This window comes from Streptomyces sp. KR80 (assembly GCF_052245555.1).
Lineage (GTDB): Bacteria > Actinomycetota > Actinomycetes > Streptomycetales > Streptomycetaceae > Streptomyces.
On the sequence record NZ_JBQQCD010000007.1, the window covers coordinates 274795 to 289625 of the forward strand.

At 71.3% G+C, this 14831-nt stretch carries 12 protein-coding genes; 11 read left to right on the forward strand and 1 reads right to left on the reverse strand.

What is annotated here, in order from left to right:
* Positions 1-64 precede the first annotated feature (64 nt).
* The 10 genes from ACTWQI_RS13750 to ACTWQI_RS13795 all read left to right on the forward strand — a co-directional run bounded on the left by ACTWQI_RS13750 (position 65) and on the right by ACTWQI_RS13795 (position 12305).
* A complete protein-coding gene (locus ACTWQI_RS13750; RefSeq protein WP_443270278.1) occupies positions 65-1267 on the forward strand; it encodes a cytidylyltransferase domain-containing protein in 1203 nt (400 codons plus the stop codon).
* A 17-nt stretch (positions 1268-1284) separates the two neighbouring features.
* Positions 1285-2211, forward strand: a complete 927-nt coding sequence (locus ACTWQI_RS13755) for an N-acetylneuraminate synthase family protein (protein WP_443270279.1) — start codon at positions 1285-1287, stop codon at positions 2209-2211.
* Between the two features lie 369 nt (positions 2212-2580).
* Positions 2581-3768 carry a hypothetical protein gene (locus tag ACTWQI_RS13760; RefSeq protein ID WP_443270342.1) on the forward strand — a complete coding sequence of 396 codons (1188 nt, stop codon included), beginning with the start codon at positions 2581-2583 and terminating at the stop codon, positions 3766-3768.
* 164 nt (positions 3769-3932) lie between these two features.
* Positions 3933-5189 (forward strand): amidohydrolase, encoded by a 1257-nt coding sequence (locus tag ACTWQI_RS13765; protein WP_443270344.1) that lies wholly within the window; start codon positions 3933-3935, stop codon positions 5187-5189.
* A gap of 131 nt (positions 5190-5320) precedes the next feature.
* On the forward strand, positions 5321-6358 hold the full coding sequence (locus tag ACTWQI_RS13770) for a BMP family lipoprotein (protein WP_443270280.1): 1038 nt from the start codon (positions 5321-5323) through the stop codon (positions 6356-6358).
* Positions 6359-6574: 216 nt separating this feature from the next.
* On the forward strand, positions 6575-8185 hold the full coding sequence (locus ACTWQI_RS13775) for an ABC transporter ATP-binding protein (protein WP_443270345.1): 1611 nt from the start codon (positions 6575-6577) through the stop codon (positions 8183-8185).
* Positions 8182-9294 carry an ABC transporter permease gene (locus tag ACTWQI_RS13780; protein WP_443270282.1) on the forward strand — a complete coding sequence of 371 codons (1113 nt, stop codon included), beginning with the start codon at positions 8182-8184 and terminating at the stop codon, positions 9292-9294. The genes ACTWQI_RS13775 and ACTWQI_RS13780 overlap by 4 nt, the downstream gene beginning before the upstream one ends.
* Entirely contained in the window at positions 9291-10580 is a 1290-nt protein-coding gene (locus tag ACTWQI_RS13785) for an ABC transporter permease (protein WP_443270284.1), read from the forward strand. The genes ACTWQI_RS13780 and ACTWQI_RS13785 overlap by 4 nt, the downstream gene beginning before the upstream one ends.
* Positions 10581-10593: 13 nt before the next feature.
* On the forward strand, positions 10594-11028 hold the full coding sequence (locus ACTWQI_RS13790) for a cytidine deaminase (RefSeq protein ID WP_443270285.1): 435 nt from the start codon (positions 10594-10596) through the stop codon (positions 11026-11028).
* On the forward strand, positions 11028-12305 hold the full coding sequence (locus tag ACTWQI_RS13795) for a thymidine phosphorylase (RefSeq protein WP_443270286.1): 1278 nt from the start codon (positions 11028-11030) through the stop codon (positions 12303-12305). The genes ACTWQI_RS13790 and ACTWQI_RS13795 overlap by 1 nt, the downstream gene beginning before the upstream one ends.
* Positions 12306-12324: 19 nt before the next feature.
* On the opposite strand, the gene ACTWQI_RS13800 is transcribed toward ACTWQI_RS13795, so the two are convergent.
* Entirely contained in the window at positions 12325-13647 is a 1323-nt protein-coding gene (locus tag ACTWQI_RS13800; protein WP_443270288.1) for an MFS transporter, read from the reverse strand.
* A gap of 62 nt (positions 13648-13709) precedes the next feature.
* On the opposite strand from ACTWQI_RS13800, the gene ACTWQI_RS13805 reads away from it, so the two are divergent.
* Positions 13710-14711, forward strand: coding sequence for a LysR substrate-binding domain-containing protein (locus ACTWQI_RS13805; RefSeq protein ID WP_443270290.1), 1002 nt, complete (start codon positions 13710-13712; stop codon positions 14709-14711).
* Positions 14712-14831 lie beyond the last annotated feature (120 nt).

Below are 14831 nucleotides of genomic sequence, written 5' to 3' on the forward strand. Positions count from 1 at the left end.
GCTGCCGGCCCCCCGGCAGCCGGGCGACCAGACCAGGGCTGTAGCACCCTCGGAAGGAGCCCTCATGCCCCCCACAGTGCTGGCCGTCATCCCCGCGAGAGGCGGGTCGAAGGGCGTGCCCGCCAAGAACCTCGCCGCCGTCGGGGGTGTGCCGCTCGTCGTGCGCGCCGTGCGCGAATGCCTGGCGAGCCGGATCGTCACGGATGTCGTCGTCTCCACCGATGACGCCGGCATCGCGGCCGCGGCGCGCGGCGCGGGCGCCGACGTCGTACAGCGGCCGCCCGTCATCGCGGGCGACACGGCCACCAGCGAGGCCGCGGTCCTGCACGCCATGGACGCCCACGAGGCCATGCACGGCCGCCGGGTGGACACCGTCCTGCTCGTCCAGTGCACCAGCCCCTTCCTGGTCCGTGAGGACATCGACGGCGTGGCCGGTGCCGTGACCGAGGACGGCGCGGAGAGCGCACTGACGGTCGCGCCCTTCCACGGCTTCGTCTGGCGGGACGGGGAGGACGGGGCGAACGAGGCCGACGCGGAGGACGGCGCCTACGGGGTCAACCACGACAAGTCCTACCGTCCGCGCCGCCAGGACCGTCCCCAGGACCTCCTGGAGACCGGGGCCGCGTACGCCATGAACGCCGCCGGCTTCCGCAAGGCCGGGCATCGCTTCTTCGGCCGCACCGCGCTCGTACGGACCGACCCCGCGCGCGTGCTGGAGATCGACGATCCGCACGACCTGGCGCGCGCCCGCGCGCTCGCGCCCCTGATGGACGCCCCGCGTCCCGGCGCGCTCCCCACCCGCGACGACGTCGACGCGGTGGTACTCGACTTCGACGGCACCCAGACCGACGACAGGGTGCTCGTCGACTCCGACGGACGGGAAATGGTCGCCGTGCACCGCGGCGACGGGCTCGGCGTCGCGGCCCTGCGCCGCTCCGGCCTGAACCTGCTGATCCTGTCCACGGAGCAGAACCCGGTCGTCGCCGCACGGGCCCGCAAGCTGCAGGTACCCGTACTGCACGGCATCGACCGGAAGGACCTCGCACTGAAGCAGTGGTGCGAGGAGCAGGGCATCGCGCCGGAGCGCGTGCTCTACGTCGGCAACGACGTGAACGACCTCCCGTGTTTCGGACTCGTCGGCTGGCCGGTCGCGGTCGCCGGTGCGCACGACGTCGTGCGCGGCGCCGCACGCGCGGTCACCTCCACCCCTGGTGGCAACGGCGCGATCCGCGAGATCGCCTCGTGGATCCTCGGCCCCTCCCTCTAGAGAAGGACTGTCTTTTTATGAGCACCACCCCCCGCCTGCGCACCCTCGGTGACAAGATCGCCGGACCGGGCAACCCCGTTTACATCACCGGCGAGATCGGCATCAACCACAACGGCGACCTGGAGAACGCGTTCAAGCTGATCGACGCGGCCGCCGACGCGGGCTGCGACGCGGTCAAGTTCCAGAAGCGCACCCCGGAGATCTGCACCCCGCGCGACCAGTGGGACATCGAGCGCGACACCCCCTGGGGCCGGATGACCTACATCGACTACCGCCACCGCGTGGAGTTCGGCGAGGACGAGTACCGCCAGATCGACGAGTACTGCAAGCAGAAGGGCATCGCCTGGTTCGCCTCCCCGTGGGACACCGAGGCCGTCGCCTTCCTCGAGAAGTTCGACGTCCCGGCCCACAAGGTCGCCTCCGCCTCGCTGACCGACGACGAGCTGCTGCGCACCCTGCGGGCCACCGGCCGCACGATCATCCTGTCGACCGGCATGTCCACCCCGAAGCAGATCCGCCACGCGGTCGAGGTCCTGGGCAGCGACAACATCCTGCTCTGCCACGCCACCAGCACCTACCCGGCGAAGGCCGAGGAGCTCAACCTCCGGGTGATCCACACCCTGCAGGCCGAGTACCCGAACGTGCCGATCGGCTACTCCGGCCACGAGACCGGCCTGCAGACCACCCTCGCGGCGGTCGCCCTCGGTGCCACCTTCGTGGAGCGCCACATCACCCTCGACCGCGCCATGTGGGGCTCTGACCAGGCCGCTTCGGTGGAGCCGCAGGGCCTGCAGCGTCTCGTCCGCGACATCCGCACGATCGAGGCCTCGCTCGGCGACGGCGTGAAGAAGGTCTACGAGAGCGAGCTCGGCCCGATGAAGAAGCTGCGCCGCGTGCCGGGCGTCGTGGCCGAGGGCGAGGACCGCGAGCCGGCTGCGGTCTGACGGTCTGACGGGCCGCCGCAGTCAGCGCGGGGTTCCGCGCCACGCATGCGGACGGGGACGCTCCCCGTCTCCCCAGCCGACGCCCCCGGCCCCGCCGGGGGCGAACCGGCACGAGAATCGAGGTGGACCTCGGTGAGCACACCTGACGGGCCCGCGGGCCCGACCCCGGAAGCGGTGCGCGACCGGCAGACGCCGATGTCCGCGGACGGCTTCCGGGGCCTGCCCGGGCAGGCCCCGGACCCGTACGGCACGGCGCTCCCCGCCATGGGGGGCGGGGGACCGGGGCCGGGCGACGCCCTCGCAGTGCGGGGTGCTGCTCCGGTGTCGGGGAACGGCCGGGCCGCCCGGGGTCCGTCGGCGAGTGCGGGAGTGGGGCCTGCAGGGGGCGCGGCTGCGGCGCCGGGGGGCACCCTCGCCTTCGTCGAAAGCCCCGTCCAGCTCCTCAACGTCCTGGAGTGGGTCTACGCCGACGCCCGCCGCGCCACGCGCGCGCAGGCGGAGCACCCCGGCGCCCGTGGCGCCGACCCGGCCAACCCGGCCGCCGATCACGCACCCCAGGCGCAGATGGGTGCCGTTGCCGTTCCCGTCAGGGGCGGAGACATCACCGTCGTCATCCTGTCGCCGAACGACCCCATGACCCGGGGGCAGCTCCGCCGGATGGCGGAGCTGGCGCGGGACGAGGGGCTGACCGTCCGGTGGGAGGACGCACGCGGCGGGGCCGCGGCGCCGTTCCAGACGATCGGGGCGCTCACGCCCGCCCTGCGCCGGGCCCGGCGGATCGTCATCGGCGACCCGTTCTCCCGGTACGTACAGCTGCTGCTCACCCTGGCCCGTGCCCGTGATCTGGTGATCGTGGACGACGGCACGGCCACGATGGAGTTCGTCTCCCAGCTGGCCCGCGGGGAGCGCCTGGTGCGCTGGCACCGCAGCGGGCGCAAGGGCGGGGCGCGCGATGCCGTCTTCGCGCCCATCTCCGCTGTGGCACGCCGTCGGCTCATGCCGCGGCAGGGCCGCCGGGTGGAGGTGTTCAGCTCGATGCCCGTCGAGCCTCCCGCCGGGGTCACGGTCACCGAGAACGACTTCTCCTGGACCCGGGCCCGCTTCGGCCCGCCCCGGCTCACCCGGGGCGCCGACCTGGTCGGGACCTCGCTCGCCGAGACCGGCGTGGTCGACCTCGACCGCTACATCGACGCGGTGGGAGCCTTGGCCCGCGCGCACGGGGCCACCCGCTACTTCGCCCACCGCCGCGAGAGCGCCGAGAAGCTGAAGCGGCTCTCCGAGGAGACGGGGCTGGAGATCGTCCGCCCGGATCTGCCGCTGGAGCTGATCGCCCGCCGCGGCCCGATAGGCCGAACGATCCTGAGCTTCCCGTCGACCGTGGTGCACACCCTGCCGCTCGCACTCACCGGTACGGACGTGAAGGTGGCGGTGCTCGACATCGATCCGGCCTGGCTCACGGATACCGCGTCCCCGCGCGCCCAGGGTTTCCTGTCCGGGGTCACCGGAACCGCCCGTGACGTGCAACGACTGCGGTCCGTACCGGCCGCAGCCCCCTGATACCGCCACCTGTCGGAGTAGAGAGCAACCCAACTTCATACCCGTCCATGCCCACGCTCATGCGGCCCGTGGGCGCATTTTCGTACCCTGACGGGCTGAACTTTTGTTGATCGAAGGACAGTTACCCGGCCGACAGCCGTAAGCTTCAGAGGGTGAACCAACTGATGTCCCGCGACGCGGGCGCCGACCTGCCCGCGCCACCCGACGACCTGCCCGGGGTCCTGTCCGACGCGCTGCGCGAGGAACTCATCGCCTTCCGGCGGGACCTGCACATGCACCCCGAGCTGGGAAATCAGGAGTTCCGCACCACTGCCGCGCTCAAGGCGCGGCTGGAGCAGGCCGGCCTCCAGCCCCGTGTGCTGTCCGTCGGCACGGGACTCATGTGCGACATCGTCCCCCAGCTACCGCTGGGAGGTGCCCCCAGGGGGGATGAAGGCAGTGACCGGCCCATGCTGGCCCTGCGCGCGGACATCGACGCCCTGCCCATCCCGGACACCAAGACCGTCTCGTACCGCTCGACCGTGCCCGACCGCGCCCACGCCTGCGGTCACGATGTGCACACCACCGTCGTGCTCGGCGCCGGCCTCGTCCTGGCCGAGTTGGCCCGTGAGGGCCGGCTGCCGTATCCCGTGCGGCTGATCTTCCAGCCGGCCGAGGAGGTCCTGCCCGGCGGTGCACCCGACGCGATCGCCTCGGGAGTGCTGGACGGGGTCGGGCGGATCGTGGGAGTGCACTGCGACCCCAAGGTCGAGGTGGGCCGGATCGGGCTGCGGCCGGGCCCGATTACCTCCGCCTGCGACCGGCTCGAAGTGGCGCTGGACGGCGCGGGCGGCCACACCGCGCGCCCGCACCTGACCACCGACCTCGTGACCGCCGCCGCCAAGGTCGCCACCGAGGTCCCTGCCCTGGTCGCCCGCCGGATCGACGCACGCTCCGGGCTCGCCGTCACCTGGGGCCGGATCGAGGCGGGGCACGCCTGCAACGTCATCCCGCAGCACGCCGAGCTGTCGGGCACCGTACGCTGCCTCGACCTGGCGGCCTGGCGAGCCGCGCCCGACCTCGTGCACGCGGCGATCGACGAGATCGCCACCCTGTATCGCGCGAAGTCGCAGATCACCTACATCCGCGGCGTCCCACCGGTGGTCAACGAACCCTCCGCCACCGAGCTCCTGCGCGACGCGATGACCCTCCGGCGTGGCCCGTACGCGGTCGAGGACACCGAGCAGAGCCTCGGCGGGGAGGACTTCTCCTGGTATCTGGAGCGGGTGCCCGGAGCCATGGCGCGCCTGGGTGTGCGCGCCGTCGGGGACACCACGCGCAGGGATCTGCACTGCGGTGACTTCGACGTGGACGAGGCGGCCATTCAGGTCGGTGTGGAGCTCTTCACCGCCAGTGCGTTGCTCGATGGCTGCAGAGCGTAACGACCCTGCTCAACAGTCGTCGCGTCGATCCGATAACGGCCGCAGGAGAGGGTGCAATCGGGCATCTACGCGCGTTACGATGCGGCGAACCAGCGCCGTAAGAGGCGCTTTCAGCAGAAGGGGAAGTCCTCTTGCGCCGGGTAACCAAGATCGCCGCCGCGGGCGTCGCCACCGCGGCCCTCGTCCTCACCGCAAGCGCCTGTGGAGAGTCCTCCACCGAGAGCGCTACCAAGGAAGGCCAGCTGAAGGTCGGCCTGGCCTACGACGTCGGCGGGCGAGGTGACAACTCGTTCAACGACTCCGCCGCCCGCGGCCTCGACAAGGCCAAGGCGGAGTTCAAGGCCGAGGCCAAGGAGCTCACCGCCAAGAGCGGCGAGACCCCGGCCGACCGGGAGCAGCGCCTCATCTCGCTGGCCGAGGGCGGCTTCAACCCCGTCATCGGCGTCGGTTTCGCCTACAAGGACTCCATCCAGGCGGTGGCCGAGAAGTTCCCGGAGGTCTCCTTCGGTCTGGTCGACTCCGTGGCCGAGGCCAAGAACGTCGACAACATCGTCTTCACCGAGGAGCAGGGCTCCTACCTGGCCGGTGTCGCGGCCGCGCTCAAGTCCAAGAGCGGCGAGGTCGGCTTCATCGGTGGAGTGGACCTGCCGCTGATCAAGAAGTTCCAGGCCGGCTTCCAGCAGGGCGTCAAGGACACCGACCCGAAGGCCACGGTCCAGACCCAGTACCTCACCACCGGCTCCGACCTGTCCGGCTTCGGTAGCCCCGACAAGGGCAAGGCGGCCGCGCAGGGCATGCTCGACAAGGGCGTCGACGTGATCTACGCGGCGGCGGGCGGCTCCGGTGCCGGTGCGATCGAGGCCGTCGCGGACAAGAAGGGCACCTGGGCGATCGGTGTGGACTCCGACCAGTACCAGGACCCAGCGCTGGCCAAGTTCAAGAACTCGATTCTGACCTCGGTGGTCAAGAACGTCGACACCGGCGTCTACGACCTGATCAAGAGTGTCAACGACGGGAAGCCGCTCACCGGGACCCACGCGTACTCCCTGGCCAAGGACGGGGTGAGCCTCACCCAGTCCGGTGGCTTCCTCAAGGACATCCAGCCGAAGATCGACGAGGCCAAGAAGAAGATCGTCGACGGCGAGATCAAGGTCAAGACGACGACCTGACCACCGGTCACCACGTAACCGAAGGAAACGGGGCCGGTGGGTGGACATCCACCCACCGGCCCCGCTACCTGACCACGCTACGCGCGTAGCGAATGCCCGGCGCGATAGCGTCGCTATCCGGCACCGACCTCCCCCTGCCTTCGGCGGTGGGGGTGCCCCCGGCGAAGCCAGGGGGAGCCCCCCAGCCCCACTCCTTTTTCTCAAGGAGAGTGCGCCATCAAAGCGTCCAGCAGTCCCCATGCCGTCGAGCTCCGCGGCATCACCAAGCGATTCCCCGGGGTCGTGGCCAACCACGACATCGACATCACCGTGCGCCGCGGCACCGTGCACGCCCTGGTGGGCGAGAACGGAGCGGGCAAGTCCACCCTGATGAAGATCCTGTACGGCATGCAGAAGCCGGACGAGGGCACCATCACGGTGGACGGCGAGCAGGTCTCCTTCCACAACCCGGGCGACGCCATCGCCCGCGGCATCGGCATGGTGCACCAGCACTTCATGCTCGCGGACAACCTCACCGTCCTGGAGAACGTCGTCCTCGGCGCGGAGGACCGGCACGGCATCGGAGCCACGGCCAAGAAGAAGATCCAGGAGATCTCCGACGCCTACCACCTGAACGTCCGCCCCGACGTCCTCGTGGAGGACCTGGGCGTCGCCGACCGGCAGCGCGTCGAGATCCTCAAGGTGCTCTACCGCGGGGCGCGGACGCTCATCCTCGACGAGCCGACCGCCGTGCTCGTACCCCAGGAGGTCGACGCGCTCTTCGACAACCTCCGCGAGCTCAAGGCCGAAGGACTGACCGTCATCTTCATCTCCCACAAGCTGGGGGAGGTGTTGTCGGTCGCCGACGAGATCACGGTGATCCGCCGCGGTACGACCGTGGGCACCGTCGACCCGTCCGCCACCACCCCCAAGCAGCTCGCCGAGTTGATGGTCGGCGCCGAGCTGCCCTCCCCGGAGACCCGCGAGTCGACCGTCACCGACGTGCCGATGCTGAAGGTCGAGGATCTGCATCTGACCGCCACCGACCCCGAGGGGGTCGTACGGATCGTGCTCGACCGCATCTCCTTCACCATCCACAAGGGCGAAGTCCTGGGCATCGCGGGCGTGGAGGGCAACGGCCAGTCCGAGCTCGTCGAAGCCATCATGGGCATCCGCGACCCCGACGGCGGCGTCATCACCCTGGACGGGGCCGACATCTCGCACGTCCCGACCCGTAAGCGCCGCGAGAGCGGCGTGGGCTTCATCCCCGAGGACCGCCAACGCCACGGTCTGCTGCTGGAAGCCCCGCTGTGGGAGAACCGCATCCTCGGCCATGTCACCGAGCGTCCCAACAGCAAGGGCGCGTTCCTGGACCCGTCCGCGGCCCGGCGCGACACCGAGCGGATCATCAAGGCGTACGACGTCCGTACCCCCGGCATCGAGGTCACCGCGGCCTCGCTGTCCGGCGGCAACCAGCAGAAGCTGATCGTCGGCCGGGAGATGAGCCACGAGCCCAAGCTGCTGATCGCGGCGCACCCGACGCGCGGCGTGGACGTCGGCGCACAGGCGCAGATCTGGGACCAGATCCGCGAGGCCCGCCACCAGGGACTGGCCGTGCTGCTGATCTCCGCCGACCTGGACGAGCTGATCGGCCTGTCCGACACCCTGCGCGTGATGTACCGCGGCCGGCTGGTGGCCGACGCCGACCCCGCCACGATCACCCCGGAGGAGCTCGGCTCCGCCATGACGGGCGCGGCGACCGGCCATCTCGAGCACCCGCACGACAACGACTCCGCGGACGGCTCCGGCAACGCCGATGGAGGAGCCGACGGGGGAGAGGACCGATGAAGAAGATCGACAAGGAGCGGGTGCTCCTCGGCCTCGCGGCGCCGCTGCTCGCGATCGTCGCGGCATTCGTGATCACGGCCCTGGTCCTCGGGGCCACCGGCAAGGAGCCGTTCAACGCCTTCGGCATCATGTTCGACTACGGCGTCAAGAGTGACAGCCAGGTCTTCATCATCAACAAGGCGACGACGTACTACCTCGCGGGTCTCGCGGTGGCCGTCGGCTTCCGGATGAACCTGTTCAACATCGGTGTCGACGGCCAGTACCGGCTCGCCGCCTTCGTCGCGGCCGCGGCCGGCGGCGCCCTGACCCTGCCCGGCTTCGTCCAGATCCCGCTGATCATCCTCATCGCGGTGGCCGTCGGTGCGCTGTGGGCGGGCATCGCGGGCACGCTGAAGGTGACCCGAGGGGTCAGCGAGGTCATCTCGACCATCATGCTGAACGCGATCGCCACCGCGATCATCGGCTACCTCCTCCAGCCGGGCCGCCTGGGTCATCTGGACCCCGCAGGCACGAAGGTCGCCACCACCCCGATCCCGGAGTCCTCCCACTTCTTCGAGTTCCCCACCACGCCGGACCCGGTCTGGGGCTTCCTGGTCATCGCCGTGCTCGCGGGCGTCGCCTACTGGTTCGTGCTCGGCCGCACCCGCTTCGGCTTCGACCTGCGCACGGTCGGCCGGTCCGGCACCGCGGCGCAGGCGAGCGGGGTCGACGTCAAGCGCATGGTCGTCACCAGCATGGTGATCTCCGGCGCCATGGCCGGCCTGATCGGCATGCCGACGCTGCTCAACGACAGCTACGAGTACAGCGGCGACTTCCCGACCGGCATCGGCTTCACCGGTATCGCCATCGCGCTGCTCGGCCGCAACCACCCGATCGGCATCGCGCTGGGCGCCCTGCTGTGGGGCTGGCTGGAGCGCGGCACCGCCAAGCTCGAGTTCGAGGGTTACGACAAGGAGATCGTCGGCGTCATCCAGGGCGTGATCGTGCTCTGCGTCGTCATCGCCTACGAGGTGGTGCGCCGCTACGGCCTCAAGCGCCAGCAGCGGCAGGTGGGCGAGAAGCTCGCCGCCCAGGCCCGTACGTCCGAGAACCAGGAGGTGTCGGCGTGACCGCCACGACGACTGCCACGCCGCCCCCCGCGGCGCCCAAGGCGGCCGGGAAGAAGGGCCGGCGCCGGCGCCTCAGCTACCCCGTCGTGCTGCTGATCATCGCGGCCGGGCTGATCGGCCTCGCCGCGGTACGGGCCATCACCGGCGCCCAGGACCTCACCTCGCAGGGCCAGATCAGCGCGGCCATCCTGATGGCGGTGCCGATCGGCCTCGCGGGACTCGGCGGCCTGTGGTCCGAGCGGGCCGGTGTGATCAACATCGGCCTCGAGGGCATGATGATCCTCGGCACCTTCTTCGGCGCCTGGGCGGGCTGGCAGACCAGCCCGTGGGTGGGGGTCATCGCAGGTGTTCTGGGCGGTGTGTTCGGCGGCCTGCTGCACGCGATCGCCACGGTCACCTTCGGCGTGGACCACATCATCTCCGGCATCGCGATCAACATCCTGGCCGTGGGCATCACCACCTACTTCGCCAAGCTGTGGTTCAACACAGGTGAGGCGGCGGAAAAGGGCGGCAGCCCCAAGCAGTCGCCGCCGGCCGACGCGATCGAGTCCTTCACCGTGCCGGGGCTCTCCGACGGGCTGAAGTCGGTCGAGGAGCACCACTGGTTCCTGGTCTCGGACCTGGCGGGCATTCTCGGCGGCCTGGTCACCAACGTCTCCTGGCTCACCGTCATCGCCGTCGCGCTCTTCGTGGGCACGTTCTACGTGCTGTGGCGCACCGCGTTCGGTCTGCGGCTGCGGTCCTGCGGCGAGAACCCGGTCGCCGCCGAGTCGCTGGGCGTCAACGTCTACCGGTACAAGTACCTGGCCCTGCTCGCCTCCGGCGCCTTGGCGGGTCTCGGTGGCGCATTCCTGTCCCTGGTGACCTCGCACATCTACAACGAGGGTCAGACCGGTGGCCGTGGCTACATCGGCCTCGCGGCGATGATCTTCGGTAACTGGCGGCCGGGTGGACTCGCTGCGGGCGCCGGCCTGTTCGGCTTCGCCGACGCTCTGCAGCTGCGCGCCGGTGGCGAGTCCGTACACGCGCTGCTCCTGCTGCTGTTCGTGCTGCTGGCCGTACTCGCGCTCTGGAAGCTCGTCCGGAAGAGCTGGGTGACGGCCGCCGTCAGCGCCGTCTTCGCCGCTGGAGCGCTGGTCTGGTACCAGTTCACGGACACGGTGCCCACCGAGTTCGTGAGCGCCACGCCGTATGTCGTGACCCTGCTCGTCCTCGCGCTGTCCGCACAGCGGCTGCGGATTCCGAGGTCGATCGGCCGGCGGTACCGGAAGGGTGAGAGCACGTGAGCGAGGCGCGGGTATGAGCGACACGTCCGACTGGGAGGCGCTGCGCGCGCGGGCCCGGGACGCCATGTCCCGGGCTTACGCCCCGTACTCCGGCTTCCCCGTGGGCGCGGCGGCGTATGTGGACGACGGCCGCATGGTCAGCGGCTGCAATGTGGAGAACGCCTCCCACGGCCTCTCGTTGTGCGCCGAGTGCGGGCTGATCGCGGAGCTGTTCGCCACCGGCGGCGGGCGGCTCACCGCCTTCACCTGCCAGGGCCCGGACGCCGAGGTGCTGATGCCGTGCGGCCGCTGCCGCCAGCTGCTGTGGGAGCACGGCGGTCCCTCGATGCTCATCGACACGGCACACGGCATCCGCCCGCTGCGGGAACTTCTGCCCGACGCCTTCGGCCCGGACGAGCTCCTCACTCGAAGGCTGAAGGGCATCGACCACTTGGGAGGGAACTCCTGATGGACGCCATCTCCGTGATCCGTACGAAGCGCGACCGGGGCCGGCTGACCGATGCACAGATCGACTGGGTCATCGACGCCTACACGCGGGGCGAGGTCGCGGACGAGCAGATGTCCGCGCTCGCCATGGCGATTCTGCTCAACGGCATGGACCGGGGTGAGATCGCCCGCTGGACCGCCGCGATGATCGCGAGCGGCGAGCGGATGGACTTCTCGTCGCTGCCGCGCCCGACCGCCGACAAGCACTCCACGGGCGGCGTCGGTGACAAGATCACGCTGCCACTGGCACCCCTCGTCGCGGCCTGCGGTGCCGCCGTACCGCAGCTGTCCGGCCGCGGCCTCGGCCACACCGGCGGCACGCTCGACAAGCTGGAGTCCATCCCCGGCTGGCGGCCGCTGCTCTCCAACGAACAGATGCTGCAGGTCCTCCGGGACACCGGCGCGGTCATCTGCGCGGCCGGCGACGGGCTCGCCCCCGCGGACAAGAAGCTGTACGCGCTGCGCGATGTCACCGGCACGGTGGAGGCGATCCCGCTGATCGCCTCCTCGATCATGTCGAAGAAGATCGCGGAAGGCACGGGCTCGCTGGTCCTCGATGTGAAGGTGGGCTCCGGTGCCTTCATGAAGAACCTCGACGACGCCCGGGAGTTGGCCTCGACGATGGTCGGCCTGGGCACCGACCACGGGGTCAAGACCGTCGCGCTCCTCACCGACATGTCCACCCCGCTCGGACTCACCGCCGGCAACGCCCTGGAGGTCCGCGAGTCGGTGGAGGTCCTGGCGGGCGGCGGCCCGGCGGACGTCGTCGCGCTCACGCTGGCCCTGGCCCGCGAGATGCTCGCCGCGGCCGGACTGCCGGACGCCGACCCGGCGAAGGCCCTCGTCGACGGCTCCGCGATGGACGTCTGGCGCCGCATGATCCGCGCCCAGGGCGGCGACCCGGACGCGCCGCTGCCGCTCGCGCGCGAGCGGCACGTCGTCGTCGCCGAGTCCACCGGTGTCCTCACCGGCCTCGACGCCTACGCGGTGGGCGTCGCGGCCTGGCGCCTCGGCGCAGGCCGAGCCCGCAAGGAGGACCCGGTGCAGGCGGGCGCGGGCGTGGAGATCCACGCCAAGCCGGGCGACCCGGTGACGGCCGGCCGGCCGCTGCTGACCCTCCACACGGACACCCCGGAGAAGTTCGACTACGCCCTCGAGGCCCTGGAGGGCGGCATCGACATCGCCGCCCCCGGCACGGAGTTCACCCCGGGCCCGATCATCCTCGACCGCATCGCCTGAATCCGCCCACAACTGAGGGCTATGCGCGGGCGTATGCCGGGTGGGCGCGGCGGCAGCGGCGTTCCGCCAGCGCCCTGCGCGTGGCGTAGAGGGTGATGCCCGCCGCGCCGAGCACCGCCGCCAGGCCGAGCACGACCGTGCCCTCCCAGCCCGCCGCCCGGTAGGCGAGGGCGCCGAGCGCGCCGCCCGCGCTGCTGCCCAGGTAGTACGCCGCCTGGTACAGCGCCGAGGCCTGGGCGCGCCCCGTCGTCGCCGCGCGGCTCACCGACGAGGAAGCGACCGCGTGGCCCGCGAAGAAGCCCGCGGTGATCAGGACGAGGCCCAGCAGGACCGCGGCCAGCGCGTCGGACAGGCTCAGCAGCAGACCGGCCGTGGTCGTGGTCACGGCCGTGTAGAGCGCTCCGCGCCGCCCCAGGCGGCCGACGAGCCGGCCGGACGCGGCCGAGGATACCGTCCCCACGAGGTAGACCAGGAAGATCGAGCCGACGACGCCCTGCGGCAGGCCGAACGGCTCGGCCACCAGCCGGTAGCCGATCACCGTGTACACCGCGCCGAAGACCGTCATGAAGAGCCCGCCGATGGCGTACAGCCGGCACAGCAGCGGGTCGGACAGGTGGCGGCCGACCGTACGAGTCAGGGCCCGCGGGCTGATCGAGCCCGGTGTGAAGTGCCGGGCCCTCGGCAGCAGCAGCCGGTAGGCCACCACGCACACCACGGCCAGCACGCCGACCGCTCCCAGCCCGGCCCGCCAGCCCCAGGCCTGCGCCACCCAGCCGGTGACGATCCGGCCGGACATCCCGCCGATGCTGTTGCCCGCCACGAAGAGTCCGATCGCGCCGACGAGCGCCTTCGGGCGCACCTCCTCCGCCAGGTACGCCATCGCGGACGCCGGGAGCCCGGCGAGCGCCACGCCCTGGACGGTGCGCAGGGCGACGAGCGAGCCCAGGTCGGGAGCGAACGGCACGGCCAGCGCGACGAGCGCCGCGATCGTCAGCGAGGCGGTCATCATCGCCCGCCGCCCCAGACGCTCGGACAGCGCGCTGAGCGGGAGCACGGCCAGCGCCAGGGCGGCCGTGGGGGCGGACACCGTCCAGCTCGCCGCATCCGGCGTCACGCCGAACCCCGCGGAGATCGCGGGCAGCAGCGCCTGGGTGGAGTAGAGGAGCGCGAAGGTGGCGACTCCGGCTGCGAACAGTGCGGCGTTCATCCGGCGGTAGCCGGAGGAGCCGGGGCGCAGCTTCGTGTGGTCGGATCCCCGGGGTTGGGGGGACTCGACGGACAGGGGCATTGCGGTGGAGGCGCCCACGGGGTTCGTGGACGCCCCGGTATCAGCGGGAGGCATACGGCCAACGTAGGCGCCCCCGTTTCATGCGTCCAATGCATGAAGTCGTCATAATCGTTCCCATGGTGCATGAACGCAGCTCACGACCGCGTCCGTCACGGAACGGCAACGAAGAAGACAGCTGGGCAACAGCCGAGCAGGGCACCGCGGAACTCGCCGCGGAGTCGTGGTCCGCGCTGCTCGCGCCGCGTCTCGCGCAGTTCGCGGGGGTGGCGCGGAACGAGCATGTGACGCGGGCCGCATACCAGTTGGCGGTGCCGCAGTCGACGCTCAGCCGGGCGATGGTACGGCTCGAAGAGGACTTGGGGGTCGCACTCTTCGCGCGGCACGGCCGTACGCTTTCGCTGACCCCCGCGGGGCGCAGCTTCCTCGGCTCGGTCGAACGGGCTCTGGCGGAGGTCGAGCGGGCCGCCGAGTCCGTACGGGTGGACGCCGACCCGGCCGCCGGCAAGGTCGCCTTCGGCTTTCTGCACACGCTCGGCTCCGAGACCGTGCCCGGTCTGCTGCGCACCTTCCGCGCCGACCACCCGCGCATCCGTTTCCAGCTCGTCCAGAACTACGGTGAGGCGATGATCGAGCGGATGCGGGCCGGAGGGCTGGATCTCTGCCTGACCTCGCCGGTGCCGGACGCGCCGGATCTCGTGGCCCGCCGCCTGGACGAGCAGAAGCTCCGTCTGGTCGTCCCCGACGACCACCCGCTCGCCGCCCGCAAGCGGATCCGGCTCGCCGAGGCCTCCGGCGAACTCTTCGTCACGCTCGAACCGGGCTACGGGCTGCGGAGGATCACCGACGCGCTGTGCGCGGAAGCGGGGTTCACGCCCAAGGTCGCCTTCGAAGGGGAAGAGGCGGAGACGCTGCGCGGGCTGGTCGCGGCCGGGCTCGGGGTGGCGCTCCTCCCGCCCCCGGCGGTGCCGCGGCCGGGTGTCGCGGAGCTGACGGTCACCGCGCCGCGGGCGGTCCGCGAGATCGGCGTGGCCTGGATCGACGGCCGGCCGGACACCCCGCCGGTGACCGCCTTCAAACGCTTCCTGCTCTCCCGCCGCGGCCAACTCCTCCCGCGCTGACCGCCAACCGCCCCTGCCGCGGCCGGCGTTCCCCCAACCCCCCGGCTCCAATACCCGGGCTCCGCGACGGGGGCGCCGGTCGGTCCGGATGCGGAGGTGGGCGCCGTCGAGCCGCGCCCG